Source organism: Oceanobacillus sp. FSL K6-0251 (assembly GCF_038004725.1).
Classification (GTDB): Bacteria; Bacillota; Bacilli; order Bacillales; family Amphibacillaceae; genus Oceanobacillus; species Oceanobacillus oncorhynchi.
Map to the genome: position 1 here is coordinate 1,852,407 of NZ_JBBORS010000001.1, position 15,524 is coordinate 1,867,930.

The window sequence follows — 15,524 nt, forward strand, 5'->3', positions numbered from 1 at the left end:
ATGGAGAGCTGTCCGAGAGGCCGAAGGAGCACGATTGGAAATCGTGTAAGCCGCTATCGCGGCTTCGAGGGTTCGAATCCCTCGCTCTCCGCCATTTAAACTATTACATGGCCCGTTGGTCAAGCGGTTAAGACACCGCCCTTTCACGGCGGTAACACGGGTTCGAATCCCGTACGGGTCACCAAATGGAGGATTAGCTCAGCTGGGAGAGCACCTGCCTTACAAGCAGGGGGTCGCAGGTTCGAGCCCTGCATCCTCCACCATGTAAGTTCATAAATTCATATCGCGGGGTGGAGCAGTCTGGCAGCTCGTTGGGCTCATAACCCAAAGGTCGTAGGTTCAAATCCTACCCCCGCAACCAAAATGGTCCGGTAGTTCAGTTGGTTAGAATGCCTGCCTGTCACGCAGGAGGTCGCGGGTTCGAGTCCCGTCCGGACCGCCACTTAAACATTTGAAATAAGATTTGGCTTGGTAGCTCAGTCGGTAGAGCAGAGGACTGAAAATCCTTGTGTCGGCGGTTCGATTCCGTCCCGAGCCACCTTTCATTTAGTGGAGGGATAGCGAAGTTGGCCAAACGCGGCGGACTGTAAATCCGCTCCCATCGGGTTCGTAGGTTCGAGTCCTACTCCCTCCACCATTTATAAAATATCATAGGGGTATAGTTTAACGGCAAAACGAAGGTCTCCAAAACCTTTGATGTGGGTTCGATTCCTACTACCCCTGCCAATATGGCGGTCGTGGCGAAGTGGTTAACGCACCGGATTGTGGCTCCGGCACACGTGGGTTCGATCCCCACCGGTCGCCCCTTTTTTATTTAATACTACATAAATCAATAATAGAATCGTTGGGCCATAGCCAAGCGGTAAGGCATCGGGTTTTGATCCCGTGTACCCCAGGTTCGAATCCTGGTGGCCCAGCCATTTTTGCGGAAGTAGTTCAGTGGTAGAACACCACCTTGCCAAGGTGGGGGTCGCGGGTTCGAATCCCGTCTTCCGCTCTAAAATAAATGGCGGTATAGCCAAGTGGTAAGGCAGAGGTCTGCAAAACCTTTATCACCGGTTCAAATCCGGTTACCGCCTCCAAACACATGCCGGTGTGGCGGAATTGGCAGACGCGCACGACTCAAAATCGTGTTCCGTAAGGAGTGTCGGTTCGACCCCGACCACCGGTATTCATTAATCCCCGTTAAAGCTGTTGAGATACAGTTTTAGCGGGGATTTTTCGTAGAGAACCACCTGACATACTCAATATTCCCGTGGTTATTTCACTTAGCAGACTCTAATTTTAGGTTGTTTTTTCGTTGCTGTTTCTTCCAAAGGGAGAAGACCGGCAGTCGATCCAGTCATTCTATTTAAAATTATCACCTACGCAGTTTCGCAAAAAATCTATTCTTCCCATGAGATCGAAAAAGCATGTCGCAAGTATATCAATTTTTGTTGGATTCTTTAAGGATATGAAGCTCCCGATTATTCTATTATAAGTCGTTTAAAGCAAAATATCTGACCGATACCGTGATGGAACAGCTCTTTTTCCAACAAGTCGTATGGCTATATCAACAAGAAGCGGTTACCGGTGAAACAATCTATATAGACGGAATGAAAATCGAAGCGTATGCCAAATGGCAGGACCTTATGGAACAACAGATTAATACAACAACAATGTTAATGTAGTTATTAAAATACTATCTTTGATAATATAAAATTTAAACCTAGAAAATATTATCTAATTATTGCAATTTATTTAAATTATGTTATTATATAACAAATAAAATTTATAAAAGGAGGAATAATTAAAATAATGAGAAAAAGTTTAATTTTCGCATGTTTATTGATGCTTTTAGCTCTATTATTTATCCCAACAAATTTTGTTTTCGCCCAAAACAATAACGAAAGTAATTTTTTTAAAGAACCAACATCTCCACATCTGATTAATGTAGATAGAAATGTAAGCAACAATGAGGTTAAAGAAACAGTAACTCTTGGTAAATTAACCCAAGAACAGAATGAAGAATTGAAGTTTGAACTTCCATTTAACTTTGAAGAAGGTGAAGATATCAAGATTAATAGAGACGAAGAAGGGAACTTATTGAATTCAGCTAATATATACGATGCTTATGGAAATTCTATCGGTATAATTTCTTTTGAGAATAATAGTAATATTCAATTAATCGAAAAAGATGGTAAAAGTCTTGAATTACGTATTACTTCTCAACAAGATACTGTAGATATTACTTATTTAATAGCTTCATACTCCTATGATGATTATTTCTATTCTAGTGATTGGATAGAAAGAGACGGTATAATATCTTTGAGTATTGATCCAAAACCTTTATTATGGGAATCCGGAATATTCGATTGGGCATCTATTCGAAATGATAGTTGGCAAAAGTTGTTAGATGGACACGTAAATGACGACCAATTCTATAATCAAAATGGTATGAAAGATCAATATAGTTGCCATTTTGATTTTGCGAAAGGCAATAAAACGCCTTGGAATATAGAACCTAGTAGACCTGATGTGGGTTATATAGAAACAGTTCTGAATGGATGTAATCCATAGTTCAGTTGTGTATTGTGGATGGGTTTGAGCTATTGAATGCGGATATCTGAGTAACAATTGCAGAAAAGGGAAGTTGCGTCCACTACAATCAAGTGTAAAGAATCTGGCGTTATGCAATATTTCGTAAACTCCTTTCCTTATATAATTTTAGCGTTTGTCGATATGGGAATATAAAAACCTCCTGTATTCCGAATGTCATGATGCTTGGCATGCGCATTAAGTATACAGGAGGCGTTGAACTGGTAAAGCCTACCGCAAAAGGCGATAAAAAAGATTGTATGGCTGGTACATATTGGATGTCATACTCAAGTAGATAATAGGTGATAGAAAATCTTTCTATCACCTATTAAAGTGAACCCAATTGTCAAGACACCAATTTTATAAAAGTCCGTGTAATTGTTGATATTGCTTCTGGCTTGTCTTGGAATATCATAGTTTTTTAAGTAGACTTTCTCATACTTCAAGCTTCTCCAAAAGCGTTCAATCATGATATTGTCCAATGCTCGTCCTTTTGCGTCCATACTGATTTGTATGGATGGATGTTCCTTTAAAAGATGAATATATTTCGGACTTGTAAAATGGCTGCCTTGATCACTATTAAATATCTCAGGCGCGCTCACCGTGAATGCCTGTTGGACAGTTTGTAGGACAAAGTCCATTTCCAGCACCTGATCCAACTCCCAACTAATAATATAACGGGAATACCAATCTATAATTGCTGTTAAATACATCCAGCTATGATGCAGACGAATATACGTAATATCAATACTCCAAACTTGGTTGGGGCGGCTGATATTCACTCCTTTCAATAGATAAGGATAAATACGGTGCTGCAGATTGCGTTTACTCAAATTTGAACCAGGGCAGATGGCTTGAATGCCCATCTCACGCATATGACGCTGTACTCTTTCGATTAATTTTCACTCCTTCTTGGTTTAATAATTGGGTAATACTGCGTGAATCGAAGAACGGAAATTGGGTGTGAATCTCATCAGTACGGTGCTTCACTGCCACTTCTTCGGCTGATGGCAGCACGGGCTTGTAGTAAAGACTGGAACGATTGATTCCAATCAATTTAGCCTGTTCCGAAATAGATATTTCTGCATCGTTCCAGTCCACCAATTACATGCGTTCTTTTTAGTCATGGTGGATGCCAGATTTTTTTAAGCCACGACAATTGCGTGGTTAGTTTCCCGACTTCGGCATACAAGTTTTCTACCTGTGCTTCATGTTCGGCTTTCATTTTTTTCAAGTCTTTGTTTTGCTTCTCAAAGATTTGAGGCATATCTTGCAGGAACTGTGTCTTCCATTTATGAATCTGGTTCACATGGATTCCGTGTTCTGATGCAATTTGGCTCATAGATTTTTCTTCCTTCAAGGCTTCTAACACGATTTGTGATTTAAATTCGGCTGTATATCTTTTTCGTTTCATATACCTACCTTAACATCTCCTTTTTTCGTGTCTAGATTCTTGGGTCCATTATATATTGTCATTTCAACACATTTTAAAAAAACATAGACTTCTTATAAAGGACTTTAAACCCGTTAAAAATATTTAATGACAAATTCAGTACGCTTTTACCTGAAGCTAATTATAAATGCTTAATGGGAGGGGAGAGTTCGTCGTTCGTCACCAAAATGAAGAATTGATATTCATACTTTTTTATTAGAGAAAAGAAGCTTTTACGGATAAATGGCTCTATACTGAATGTGGTGGTGTCCTCCGTTCCATCGCCAGATGGAACGGAGGCAAAAAAATACACTCCTTTTCCTCTCTCTGATAACCTTGAGTTGTCGAGACAAAAGGAATGGGAGAGGAAAAGAGTGCATCATCATTTTATCACAGAGTTATTAGGAATAAAAGATTCTCATGTAAATGTCTGGGATCTCAGAGAAGAAGAAAGTCATTTCGTTGCGGAGTTATTCACGAAACCGCGCATGCAGAAATGTCCGTTTTGTGGAGAAAGAACCAAACGGATTCATGGTTACCGTTGGCAAAGCATTCAAGGGCCTGCTTTTACGACAAAAGAAGTTCATATTTCATTACGGAAAAGGCGTTACATTTGTGTGTCCTGTCATCGCACCTTTTATGAACGGCTTCAGATGATACACCGTTATCAACGGTGTATAGCAAGTGTTCAGACCACAGCGATGAAGCATGCAGCGGTGAGTTCCTTTCGTACGGCAGCACTGGTAACTGGTGTAACAGTGAATCGTGTTTTACGGTGGTTTGATCGGAAGGAGCTAACCTCCAGTAAAGTGTTACCTCGAGTCATTGCGATTGATGAATTTAAAGGCGATGCGGATGGAGAGAGGTTTCAATTGAATGTGGTCGATGTGGAGAATAGAAGAATCATCGATATCTTACCTGATCGAAAAGTAGAAACGATTGAGAAGTATCTAAAGTCATGTGATACAGGTAAAGTAGAAATGGTTGTGATGGATTTATCTCAAGCGTTTAAACAAGCCATTCGAAAAGCATTGGGCAATCCCCTGATTATCGCTGACCGTTTCCACTTCATGCGTCAGGTCTATTGGGCTTTGGATGAGGTGCGCCGTGAAGTTCAAAAGGAGCTTCCTAAAAAAGATCGGCTTCGAATGAAACGCTCCAAGAAACTTCTTTGGAAATCATGGGCAGCCTGTTCGGATGATCAGAAGAAAAAAGTACAGCAATTAGTAGAAATAGATGCCCGTTTAAAAGAAGCCTATGATTTAAAACAAGCGTTAGATACGTGGTTTAAAGAAAGTGATGCATACAATGTAACTTCCGGTTTAGAAGTATGTCTGGAAAAGTTAGAGGCATCCACATTAGAAGGATTTCATCGTGTCGCACGTACATTTAAAAGATGGCACCAGGAAATTCTGCATTCTTTTATGTATCCTTATAATAATGGCTACATAGAAGGAGTCAATAATACGATTAAAGTATTGAAACGATTATCTTATGGAATTAAAAATTTTGAACGAATGAGAAAGAAAATTCTATGGCAACAAGAGGTCAAGCTTGTGCTGAAGCAAGCTTATAAATAAAGAGGTGGAGGAATGTTTTTCCACCACCACATTTGACATAGAACCGGATAAATTCATATTCGTGGACAGAAGTAATAGTCTAAGTATATACAATTGCTATATACTTAGACTGAAATTAAAACTGGATTATTTTATATAAAGTAGCAAAGTGGAATTGAATAATGAATCAGCGGTGGTTCTGTCATAGTTAGTTTTGCTTAGATAGAATGTGGATGATTTTTCTTTATCATAATAAAACCTGGATTCGATATTGAATATAGATTAGCTATTATGTTCCCAAAAGAAAAAAGTATTATTATAATCCTATAAAATGCTCCTCGCAAATTGGTAGTGTTAGTATAGATACTATTATATAACCATTTTTATGCAGAGGTGCATTTTATATTTTTGAATTTAAATAATTATGCATTGAAAAAGATTTGGAAACTAATTATAGGATAATGCTACACATCTGATAACTAACTATTCAAATTCTGTCACTTTTATAGTTTCTTCTGTAAAATCAACTTTTTTATTCACACCTGGAATATAATTATGTCTGTGGGTAATGAAAATTATTGTTTTATCTAATTGGAATAAATTATTTATTATAATTTTTTCAGTTTCTTCGTCCAAATTACTAGTTCCTTCATCTATAAGTAACAAATCTGGATTACTAGATATTGCCCTTGCAATAGACAATCTTTGTTTCTGGCCACCGGACAAGTTAGCTCCATTTTCCCCAAGTAGGGTATCAAAACCCATAGGAAATTTCATAACGTCATCATATATACAAGCTATTTTACTACTATTTATAATCACTTCTTCATCAACTGTTTCATTAAAAAAGTTAATATTTTCACTAACAGTACCTGAAAGTAGTGAAACGTCTTGAGTGACCATACCTATATTTTCTCTATAACTACTGATATCGTATTCATTAAGATTAATACCATTAATTAAAATATTTCCTTTCGTTGGAAAGTGGAGAGAAGAGATTATCTTTAATAAGGTAGTTTTTCCTTTGCCGCTACGACCATTTATTAAAATTTTATCACCATAGTTAATCTTAAGATTTATATCTTTTAAAACATTTACTTCTCCATAACCAAATGAAACATTCTGTAAATCTATACTCCCTTTTAAGTTACTAATTTTTTTACTTTTATTTAATAATTCACTTTCATCTTCTTCCAAAAGAATTTTATTAATTCTATTGAAAATTTCTTCAACATATTTAAAAGATTGTATACTATTAAAAATGGATGAAAAAGGAGTTAAGAATCTTACGGCTATTGTTGAAAATGCTATAGTTTCTCCTGTGCTAAGACCCACGAAATCCATTTGAAAAACACCCAAGTATATAATTAGCAATGGTAGAGCAACGGAAATTGTATAAGAAGTTCCACCAAGTACTGCGGAAGAAAGCATTTTTTTCTTATAATTTTCTAATTGCTCATGGAAAGGATTAATAGTTCTATTATAAATTAGTTTATTATCTCCTAAAGTCTTTATATAATCTATTGATTGAAGAACCGATAAAAAGTTTGTTTGAAAAAGGGTTTGATTTGCAACTTCTTGATTTGTATATAAAGTTATTCTTGGTATAACAAATTTAGTTACCAATAACTGAATCATGACAGCTATGAAAACTATGCCAGTAAGAAGTGGAGAATAATATAGCATAGTAATTGAAAAAATAAATATTAACGCCACATCTAAAAGCAAGCTTGTCATAACATTTGAAAGAATTTCTCTTATCACAGTTATATTATTAATACGTGTTGATAAATCTCCAGAAGTATTTTTTTCAAAAAAGCTAAAAGGCAGCTTGAAAATTTTCTTTATTGTCCCGTCTGTTAAGTAATTGTTGATTTTAATTTGTAAGTTTACTACAAAAAAAGTTCTTGCCATATGTAATAAAAAGACGCTTAAACCAACTATTAATATTACTGTTAACAGGATGCTGGACAATGAACTATTGTCTAAAGGTTCGTTAGAATCCACTACAAATTGAGTGAGTACCGGCAATATTAAATTCAAAATTTGAAATAATACTGATAAAAATATAATAGTAAAAATATATTTTTTATATGGAGTTACTATACTTAAAAGATCTTTTAAATAGCTAGACTTTTTAAAGAATATATTTTTATTCTTATCATTTTTATTTATAAAAAAGACTACATTTGAAAAATTTTTGTAGAACTCCTCTTCACTATAGCTTTTTTCTCCAGTACCAGGATCAATAATATAAAAAATACCGTTTTTTATTTTTCTAAGAATTACATAATGATTATTTTTCCAATGTAACATCAATGGTTGTTTGATTTTACTTTTGATAACAAAATCTTTAATATCAGTGACCTGAAAAGCATAAAAATCAGCATTATGCTTTTCAGTAATCTGTTTTAGTTGTTGGGCAGAAAGACCATCTCTACCGATACTATAATTATGTTCAAACATATTAGTATTCACTTTGCTATCATTCCAGCTAAATAACATTGATAAGCAAGCTAAACCACATTCATACTGATGATTTTGTAATATAATTGGGATTTTAAAGTTATACATGTTGAATTACCTTTCTTACACTTCTAATTTTAATATATTTGGTAAATGTTGATTTGTAATATACAACAGACCATAAGCGATTCCAGCCAAGCCTATCATTAAATCTGGAGTTTGTATATTATTAATACCTAGCCCGTTTTTCAACTCATTAACTTCTTTATTATTTATGATATTATAAATAATATTTATGGGGATATTTTGGTTTTCGAACTGCTCATATGTGGTATAAAAATCTTTTAAAATCATAGCTGTTCCTAAATCTCCATGACACAAGCATTGAGTTCTTGAAAAACCATTTATTAAAATTTCATTTTGTATCTTTTGATTATCTTCAAAGTCTCCTTTTTTTGATGATATTCTATTCAATAGAATTCCAGGCGAACCATGACACCATGCATAAGGTGTGTTTTCGGTATCATGAGAGCTACCCAGCCACCTATCTCCTGATCGCATTTTTTCTTCGAAATTATTTGATTTCTCTATAACTTCTTTCACTTTAATATCACCTGAATTTATATCTTCAAGATATTTATTTAATGAATAACAAATACCAGTATTCCCATGGGCAAAACCTGTTAAATATTCCTCCGAAATACACTTCCAGCTTACGGTCCCATCGTCTTGTTGTTCAGCATTATTAATTAGGGTTTCTTTACAAATTTCTATCAATTTTTTTAACCTGGAGTCTTTTGTTAAATTATACAAATTTATAAATACTAGCATAACTCCAGATGATCCACTTATAATATCATTTGTCTTATCCTTTTTTATATTTTCTTTAATATCAAGACTCATTTCAATAGCTTTATCCTTATAATTATCTATTTTTGTGATTTTGTAAAAATAAGTAAGTAAATAAATTAATGATGTAATACCGTCAAATGCTCCAATGGGATATTTATGTGGTGATCCGTAAGATGCTAGAATATCATCAATTATTAGTTGCGCCTTATCAATGTATCTCTGATTTTTAGTTACAGAATACATTGTGATATATAAGAAAGCCATTCCTGATAATCCATCATATAATTTCCCATCCATAACAATTAGATTTGATTTCCTCGTTCCGATATCTCCCATTACTACTGAAGTATACCAACTGAATGTATCTTTATATTGTGTTTGTTGTTTACTAATTTCTTCTTCAATCAGAAATGCAAAGTTATACAAATAATTTTTTTTATCAGCGATATTATTAAGGGGTAAATCTGAATAATCTTTTATAAAAAGTTTCTCCTTTTTTTCAGTCAATTCTTTTTCATCATCGACTAGTGAGCTAGAAATTAGATCTAGTTGAAAGGAAAGATCACCTTTAGATAATTTATCTAATTTTTCGGTAGCAATATGCAAAGGTGATTTTGTTAAAAAGTTTTTCAATATAGAGCTATGATGTAATATATCTTTATTTGATAAACGATATTTAAAATAAGGTATATCTCCTTCAGATAAATCAAACGCTTCCAATTTAGATAAATTATTTGCATCTTCAATGAAAGGTTTAATTAATAGTAAATCTCGAACAGTTTTGTTTTCCAGAAAGACCGGATGATGGCTTACATTTAAAATATTAGAATAGTAAATTGTTGGCTTATTAATATATCTTAATTCTATTTCGTCTTGCATATCATTAAGAGTATTAACGATATATTCTTTAAAGTTGTAAATAAATTTATAGCCTATTGTAAAACCTTCTTTTAGATTTTCAATATATTCTAATTCATTAACATGTTGATTTTTATATTTTGGATGATTTTGTGAAGCTTGCATAGTTTTATATTCTGAAATAATTTTAACATTGGATGTTCGTTCATTTTTTATAGTCGGTACTTTTATAGATGACTGAGTCTCGCCACGTCTTCCGATTCCACTAATGTCAGCTTTATTATTCCCAAAAACAAAGGGAAGTACCCCGGTTGATTTTACAGAATGGCTCAATCGTTGCTGATTAACATCACTTGCATTACGAAATTTTTCTAAAGAACTTTTAACATTAAATAAGCTTTCTAAATCTATTAAAACCGGACTTTTGCCATTAGCTATTAAGTTCTCTGAATGGAAATCAACTGCATTGAAAACATATAAAAAGGATAAATGGATACCTAGCTCTATGTAGAAGTTAGGTATATCTTTTTTATTTTCGATTTTATAGTAATCAATAGATTCAGACCAAAAATAATTTGATCTATAAATATTTCTTGGAAATTTAAGAGAATAATGATTTGAATTTTTATTGAACTGTTTTAAAATCTTTTCATAGAATAAATCTATATTACCGTTTCTTGGTTTGTAATATATTTTTTTGCCATTTAAATCAAAAGACACAACGCTCTTTCCTCTGTTATGTGTATCGCCTTTGTTTATAGTAATATTTGATAAATATAAACTTTCTTGTTTTTCATTAATATTATAATAATTTTTTAGTTCGTCTATATCGTCAATTAGATTAAATAAAAATTCCTCTAAATAGTTTAATATCAATGTTAACTTATGATTCATTAAAGAAGTTAAAGTATCATTCTCCTTTAAAATTTTTGTAAGCTCTGTTGGGTTAGATAAATATTCTTCAATGTATTCAGTATACTGCTCTTTTTCATTATTACTTTTGAAGTTTTTAAAAGTTCTTTTCTTGTTTATATCGTATATTAATGATCTATAAGCAACAGACATTAGTAATTGTGATACCTGTTCTTTAAGATTTTTTTCTTCTTTATAAAAATTAAAGTCAATATACTTTTTTAGTAAAGTTAATTTATTGGTGAATTCCGTTTGAAAGAGTTCTACAAATAAGTCAGTAAAGAGAATGAGATTTTTATTGTTAACTTGAGAATTTATATTTATATGATTTAAATAATTATAATCAATCATTTCATCATTGTTGCAGGAAGGATTAGATATTATAGGTTTATTTTTGCTGTAATAATCTCTATGTAAATATTCTATGTTAGATATATTTAATTCTTTAAGTGCATTTTCAACGTCATTAATTTCAAAATCTTTATATATGTTATCTATAAAATAATTTAATTTTTGCATTAAAATCACCCCTTAATACTTTATTAATTATGTATTGGGTAATGGCGGGGGAGAAATCCCCCACCATTATTGTTCTTAACACCAGCAAGTGTGTGTAGGGCAGATTGAACATTCCCAAGTAAGAGTACAGTACTTTCCATCATTATCTTCAGATATTCCCATTGGTTCTGCAGCACCACCAGAAATATTCTTTAGAGAAGCTTCTTCTAATTCGCTCATGAAATCACCGGCAGTATTGAACAATTGCAAATCTTTTTCTTTCATAAAAAAATTACCTCCTACATGTTTGAATTTTTGTTAAATTGTGTTATTATAAAAGTGTGAAAAATTAGTTATAAGGAAATAATACAATAATTTGGGCAATTTAGCAAATATTGTTTTATTTCCCAAAAAAACAAAAGAGGAGGAATTTAAATGGAAAAGAAAGTATGCGCTTACAAAAAAATTAGTGTCGAGGATTTAAGAGAAGTTTCTGGTGGTGCTGCAGAACCGCAAGGAACTCCAACTGTTACAATCCCGATATCTGCTGCAATTTGTCCAACAACTCAATGTGCATCTATTGTCAGACCTTGTAATAATGGCTAAGGTACAGTATTTGATAATAAATGCCCCCTATTTACAGGGGGTATTTATTTTTTAGGAGGAATATAATTTATGAAAAACCTAATAAGTTTGAAAATTTATGAACAGCTTTTTTCTGAGAAAATAGATATATATATTATGGAAATTGGAAAGAAGTTTAAACATATATTATTAGATAATTATAATCAGGATATTAAAGATATAATTATAGAAAAAATAGGAAAAATAAGTGGTAAGTTTATGCTCGAAGATTTTCATGAAAATTTTAATGACAAAGGAGAGGATGATAAATGTAAAGATAGCAGAATCAATTATTATGTAAAAAAATTAGACATGCAAGAAGATAAATTTAAAAATTTAAGGTCAATATTAGATAATAATATTACAGAATTTATGAATTTTCACTATAATATATTAAATGATTTTTGCAAAAACAGAGAAGATTTTTTTCCAAATCAAAATGTTAAAATTAATTATATTGAAATCGACAAAGGAGATACTCACAATAATGGAAAAACTGTAGTAGTATTGTTTTTTAATAATGGTACAAAACTTGTATATAAACCGAGAAATATAGAAAGTGATATCTTTTATTATAAATTAATCAAAATGTTTAATGATGATAATGGATCCGATCTAAAGATACCTAAATTATATAATTACAAATCTCATGGTTGGCAAGAATTTATTGACTATACAAATTGTAATACTCTTGAAGAAATAGAAGCGTATTATTATCATTTAGGAATTCATATATTTTACACATATATGTTAAGATCCAATGACATCCATTATGAAAATATAATTAGTAATTCGAATAGTCCAGTTATTATTGATTTAGAAACTATTATGCAAGGGACAATTAACTTTGATTCTAATCAGTTAATAAAAAATAATTCTCTTTTTTTAAATGAGTCAATCTTACAAAGTTTATTGTTTGACTACACTACTACCTTCACTGGTGAGGGGATAATGTTTTTAGGTGGAACTACAAATCAAACACTAACACCCAAAACCGAGGAAATTTTGGTTGATGAAAATAGTGATAATATGCGGTATATCTACAAAAAACATTTTTTAAAAGAAAGTAAAAATATCCCCAAATATAAGAATAAATTTATGGAAATCTATTCTTTCAAAGAGAAAGTTATAAGAGGATTTAAGAAAGCTTATTTGTATGTAGTTGAGAATAAGCAAGAGTACATGGAAATAATTTCTACTTATCCAGCTTTTAATGTGAGATATGTACTAAAACCGACTTATACCTATATTACATACATAGAATTTTTAAAACAAACCCACTCCAAAGAGAGCACTGAACTTTTTGGTATACTTCAAAATACAAATACCCATTTTAAGTCCCAAGATGTAATTACTGATTTGGAGTATAAAAGCCTTTTAAATTATGACGTGCCTTACTTCACTGTAAATATTGATGAAAAAGATATTAAAAGTCCTACTTTTAATGATAAAGTAGTATATAATTTTTTTGATAAAGAACCTAGAGAAGAAACTTTATTAAGAATAAATAATTTATCATTCAATGATCTGGAAGAGCAGTCTAATCTATTAAATTTAGCTATAGATGCATACAAAGAGAATAGCTCAAAGGAGATTGAATCAACATCACTTAAGAAGTTACATTATAAGAAAGATATTAACCAGGAAATAAAAAAAATAACATCACCTACTGATAGCTTTTCAACACTATTAAGTATTCGCCATAATGGTAATGGGAATGCAGTTATCAGTCCAATTGGATATAATTTATATGATGGATTAGGAGGCATATCGATATTATTTCATTATTGGATATTAAAATATAAAAAAGAACATTCACCTAGTTTAAAGGATTTGAATAAAACAATTGAGAATCTATATGAAATTGATAAAACTAGTAATTTTTCAATTTATCACGGTAAATTTTCCTATTTTAAATATATATATATTCTAAATAGTATTACTGAAGAAAATCACATAAACGAAAATATTGTGAGAAACCTATTAAAATTAATAAATGAATATAATATTCATATAGGGAAAAGTTGGTATCCAATAGATTATATGGGTGGTCTAACAGGTATTATATCACTATTAATTGACTTTTATATTTCTACTGACAATAAAGAAATATTATATGCAATTGAAAATTTTAAAGACATACTAATATCCAAATCCAAAGTAACCAATAAAGAAATATATTGGGATCAGGATGCCAAAGATATGAAGATGAATCCAGGTTTAGCTCATGGTACTTCTGGTATAGCATTAACTTTAGCGAAGTATGTGCACTTTATTAATAAAGATGAACAAGTTATTTATACAGTAGAGAGAATCTTATCTTATGAAGATAAAGCATTAAACTTTGAAGAGCCTACTATTTGGTGTAATGGTCTTTCAGGCATATTACTAGCAAGAGTTCAAATTCAACAGTATATACCATATCTTAAAGTGAACTATATTGAAGAATTAACAGAAATTCTCAGTTTAAATGTATCTAATTTAAATAACAGGAAAAGTATATGTCATGGTGTGCATGGAAACATGTTAGTGTTAAAGGCAATAGAATTTCTTAGAGAAAAATCTTTTCCTGATATTGAACAATGGAATAAAGATTTAGGTAATCATACAATGAGTAATTCCTGGGACTCTGGATTTTCGTATCCCAATAATAATTCGGGTTTTTTTCTAGGCAAAAGCGGACAATTATTCGACATAATTCTAAAAAAGGAGGATTATAGGTTTGCTTTAAACATTATGAGTTAGAGTTATCTTCGTACCAAACTCATCACTTTTTATTGAGATTCCAAGTTCTAATAAACTTGGAATTTCTTTTATTATAGTTAACCCTTTTCCATCGGAAAGATTTTTGGTTGTATAGTCAAATCCTATACCATTATCGAGTATGATTAAGTGTTCACATTTGTTTTCTTTTATTGTTTTTATATCTAAAGTATTTGCATTTGAGTGGTAAAGAACATTTTGCAATATATTATCAAATAATCTTTCAAACCACATTTTATCTAAAGTCCAGTTAATACTAGGATCAATATTCATATTGCACTTTATATGTTTATGTTTTAAAGCATTATTCCATTTTTGGGAAATTTGCTCTAGAAATTCAGACAAAATAACAGGTTCTCTTTTTAGAATTATTGAATCAGAATTCAAATAATTTTTATGATATATTCTATCACTAAGTGTAGATATAATATTTACATTTTTGGTGATTTCTTCAATGGCCTCTTTTGTATTTTTGCCTGCTTGAATATAGTATAGATTAATATTAATAATTGAAAGAGGGGTCTTAATATCATGAGATAGTTGATCTAAATACTTTTTTCTTATTTCTTCTGATTCATTATATTTTTTTTGATTGTATTTTAATCTTTCTATTAATACATTAATAGATTCGCTTAGATATCTTATTTCATCAAATTTTAAATTTGAAATAGGAACAGTGTCTGGAATCTCTTGTTCATCAGCTATCATATGTATTAGTTTTGCAAGATTAGTAATCTCTAATGATATATTTTTAAGAATTTTAGAAAGAAAGTAAACATATAATAAAATCATTATAAAAAAAAGAGAAAAAATATATATATAATTATCATTAGATTTAAAAGGGATATCCGTATTATTAATAAAATTCAACAATAAATGGATTCCGTATACCGTATAGTTAGAAAATATAAAAGCAAAAGGAAAAAATAATATAGAAGCTAATGTTATTAAATAAACTTTTTTGTGAAACATATTTCTTACTC

10 protein-coding genes, 13 tRNA genes and 1 pseudogene are annotated in these 15,524 nt (G+C 31.5%); 18 read left to right on the forward strand and 6 right to left on the reverse strand.

Features of this window, described 5'->3' with window-relative positions:
- The first annotated feature begins 2 nt into the window (after positions 1 to 2).
- The 15 genes from MKY45_RS09355 (at position 3) to MKY45_RS09420 (ending at position 2,559) form a co-directional block, all read left to right on the forward strand.
- A tRNA-Ser gene (locus MKY45_RS09355) sits at positions 3 to 94 on the forward strand.
- Positions 95 to 109: 15 nt separating this feature from the next.
- Positions 110 to 184: transfer RNA gene (locus tag MKY45_RS09360), tRNA-Glu, on the forward strand.
- A 3-nt stretch (positions 185 to 187) separates the two neighbouring features.
- A tRNA-Val gene (locus tag MKY45_RS09365) sits at positions 188 to 263 on the forward strand.
- 21 nt (positions 264 to 284) lie between these two features.
- Positions 285 to 361, forward strand: a tRNA-Met gene (locus tag MKY45_RS09370).
- Between the two features lie 4 nt (positions 362 to 365).
- A tRNA-Asp gene (locus MKY45_RS09375) sits at positions 366 to 442 on the forward strand.
- Positions 443 to 465: 23 nt separating this feature from the next.
- A tRNA-Phe gene (locus MKY45_RS09380) sits at positions 466 to 538 on the forward strand.
- A gap of 13 nt (positions 539 to 551) precedes the next feature.
- Positions 552 to 637: transfer RNA gene (locus tag MKY45_RS09385), tRNA-Tyr, on the forward strand.
- Between the two features lie 15 nt (positions 638 to 652).
- Positions 653 to 726 (forward strand) — tRNA-Trp (locus tag MKY45_RS09390).
- Positions 727 to 731: 5 nt separating this feature from the next.
- Positions 732 to 804, forward strand: a tRNA-His gene (locus MKY45_RS09395).
- Positions 805 to 845: 41 nt separating this feature from the next.
- Positions 846 to 920 (forward strand) — tRNA-Gln (locus MKY45_RS09400).
- Positions 921 to 925: 5 nt separating this feature from the next.
- Positions 926 to 997 (forward strand) — tRNA-Gly (locus tag MKY45_RS09405).
- A gap of 11 nt (positions 998 to 1,008) precedes the next feature.
- Positions 1,009 to 1,082: transfer RNA gene (locus MKY45_RS09410), tRNA-Cys, on the forward strand.
- Positions 1,083 to 1,089: 7 nt separating this feature from the next.
- Positions 1,090 to 1,171 (forward strand) — tRNA-Leu (locus tag MKY45_RS09415).
- Between the two features lie 110 nt (positions 1,172 to 1,281).
- Complete coding sequence (locus tag MKY45_RS23295; protein WP_193064587.1) at positions 1,282 to 1,449, forward strand: transposase; 168 nt, start codon at positions 1,282 to 1,284, stop codon at positions 1,447 to 1,449.
- A gap of 348 nt (positions 1,450 to 1,797) precedes the next feature.
- On the forward strand, positions 1,798 to 2,559 hold the full coding sequence (locus tag MKY45_RS09420; protein ID WP_226895037.1) for a DUF2599 domain-containing protein: 762 nt from the start codon (positions 1,798 to 1,800) through the stop codon (positions 2,557 to 2,559).
- Between the two features lie 305 nt (positions 2,560 to 2,864).
- On the opposite strand, the pseudogene MKY45_RS09425 reads toward MKY45_RS09420, so the two are convergent.
- Positions 2,865 to 3,564: pseudogene (locus MKY45_RS09425) on the reverse strand (IS3 family transposase); the annotation flags it as partial.
- A 136-nt stretch (positions 3,565 to 3,700) separates the two neighbouring features.
- On the reverse strand, positions 3,701 to 3,991 hold the full coding sequence (locus MKY45_RS09435) for a transposase (RefSeq protein WP_226895040.1): 291 nt from the start codon (positions 3,989 to 3,991) through the stop codon (positions 3,701 to 3,703).
- 392 nt (positions 3,992 to 4,383) lie between these two features.
- On the opposite strand from MKY45_RS09435, the gene MKY45_RS09440 reads away from it, so the two are divergent.
- Positions 4,384 to 5,589 carry an ISL3 family transposase gene (locus MKY45_RS09440; protein WP_341172375.1) on the forward strand — a complete coding sequence of 402 codons (1,206 nt, stop codon included), beginning with the start codon at positions 4,384 to 4,386 and terminating at the stop codon, positions 5,587 to 5,589.
- Between the two features lie 462 nt (positions 5,590 to 6,051).
- Here MKY45_RS09440 and MKY45_RS09445 read toward each other — a convergent pair whose 3' ends face one another.
- The 3 genes from MKY45_RS09445 to MKY45_RS09455 form a co-directional block, all read right to left on the reverse strand.
- Positions 6,052 to 8,142, reverse strand: a complete 2,091-nt coding sequence (locus MKY45_RS09445; protein WP_193064518.1) for a peptidase domain-containing ABC transporter — start codon at positions 8,140 to 8,142, stop codon at positions 6,052 to 6,054.
- A 15-nt stretch (positions 8,143 to 8,157) separates the two neighbouring features.
- Positions 8,158 to 11,175 (reverse strand): type 2 lanthipeptide synthetase LanM family protein, encoded by a 3,018-nt coding sequence (locus MKY45_RS09450; RefSeq protein WP_193064519.1) that lies wholly within the window; start codon positions 11,173 to 11,175, stop codon positions 8,158 to 8,160.
- A gap of 75 nt (positions 11,176 to 11,250) precedes the next feature.
- Positions 11,251 to 11,439, reverse strand: coding sequence for a plantaricin C family lantibiotic (locus MKY45_RS09455; protein ID WP_193064520.1), 189 nt, complete (start codon positions 11,437 to 11,439; stop codon positions 11,251 to 11,253).
- 150 nt (positions 11,440 to 11,589) lie between these two features.
- Between MKY45_RS09455 and MKY45_RS09460 the strand changes: the two genes are divergently transcribed.
- Both MKY45_RS09460 and lanM read left to right on the forward strand, forming a co-directional pair.
- Positions 11,590 to 11,760, forward strand: coding sequence for a class II lanthipeptide, LchA2/BrtA2 family (locus tag MKY45_RS09460; RefSeq protein ID WP_193064521.1), 171 nt, complete (start codon positions 11,590 to 11,592; stop codon positions 11,758 to 11,760).
- Between the two features lie 69 nt (positions 11,761 to 11,829).
- On the forward strand, positions 11,830 to 14,523 hold the full coding sequence (lanM, locus tag MKY45_RS09465; protein ID WP_193064522.1) for a type 2 lanthipeptide synthetase LanM: 2,694 nt from the start codon (positions 11,830 to 11,832) through the stop codon (positions 14,521 to 14,523).
- On the opposite strand, the gene MKY45_RS09470 is transcribed toward lanM, so the two are convergent.
- Positions 14,506 to 15,513, reverse strand: coding sequence for a sensor histidine kinase (locus MKY45_RS09470; RefSeq protein WP_193064523.1), 1,008 nt, complete (start codon positions 15,511 to 15,513; stop codon positions 14,506 to 14,508). The two genes, lanM and MKY45_RS09470, sit on opposite strands and share 18 nt — an antisense overlap.
- Between the last annotated feature and the right edge of the window lie 11 nt (positions 15,514 to 15,524).

Excerpts from the sequence above, each read along its gene's own strand:
- MKY45_RS09435 (WP_226895040.1), bottom strand. The coding sequence starts at position 3,991 with ATGAAACGAAAAAGATATACAGCCGAATTTAAATCACAAATCGTGTTA.
- lanM (WP_193064522.1), top strand. The coding sequence starts at position 11,830 with ATGAAAAACCTAATAAGTTTGAAAATTTATGAACAGCTTTTTTCTGAG.
- MKY45_RS09460 (WP_193064521.1), top strand. The coding sequence starts at position 11,590 with ATGGAAAAGAAAGTATGCGCTTACAAAAAAATTAGTGTCGAGGATTTA.
- MKY45_RS09455 (WP_193064520.1), bottom strand. The coding sequence starts at position 11,439 with ATGAAAGAAAAAGATTTGCAATTGTTCAATACTGCCGGTGATTTCATG.
- MKY45_RS09470 (WP_193064523.1), bottom strand. The coding sequence starts at position 15,513 with ATGTTTCACAAAAAAGTTTATTTAATAACATTAGCTTCTATATTATTT.
- MKY45_RS09445 (WP_193064518.1), bottom strand. The coding sequence starts at position 8,142 with ATGTATAACTTTAAAATCCCAATTATATTACAAAATCATCAGTATGAA.
- MKY45_RS09450 (WP_193064519.1), bottom strand. The coding sequence starts at position 11,175 with ATGCAAAAATTAAATTATTTTATAGATAACATATATAAAGATTTTGAA.
- MKY45_RS09420 (WP_226895037.1), top strand. The coding sequence starts at position 1,798 with ATGAGAAAAAGTTTAATTTTCGCATGTTTATTGATGCTTTTAGCTCTA.